Raw genomic sequence first — 403 nt, 5'->3', positions numbered from 1 at the left:
ACGGCATTCGCGGCTATGGCGCGCACGACATGCGCATCTACGATTTCGGCTGGGTCGAAGGCGAGCGCGGTTGGGGCAAGGGCGGCAAGTCGCCGATGCGCTTCCAGATGCATGCGACCGACCCCGATCGTCTGGAGCCGCTGCTCGGCATCCGGCATTCGAAAGGCTGCGTGCGGATTCCCGCTTCGCTGAATACGTTCCTCGACCGTCACGCGATTCTCGACGACGACTATCAGGCGCGCGTCGAGTCCGGCCGGTCGCTGTGGGTGCTGCGCCACGATCGCGACATCACGCCGATCGCCGGGCGCTATCTGGTCGTGATCGACAGCGAACGCAGTACCCGTCCGGCATGGTCGCCGGCGCCGGGCCACAAGGCGCGGTCGAAATTGCCGAAGAACGGCGA

Annotated in this window: 1 pseudogene; it reads left to right on the top strand. The window is 66.3% G+C overall.

Annotated elements, in window-relative coordinates:
- Positions 1-403, top strand: a pseudogene (locus SB816_RS30010) (hypothetical protein); the annotation flags it as partial.

The sequence above is a fragment of the Achromobacter sp. SIMBA_011 genome (assembly GCF_046535435.1).
Taxonomy (GTDB): domain Bacteria; phylum Pseudomonadota; class Gammaproteobacteria; order Burkholderiales; family Burkholderiaceae_B; genus Achromobacter; species Achromobacter dolens.
This window is presented reverse-complemented; position numbering and strand designations above follow the sequence as displayed.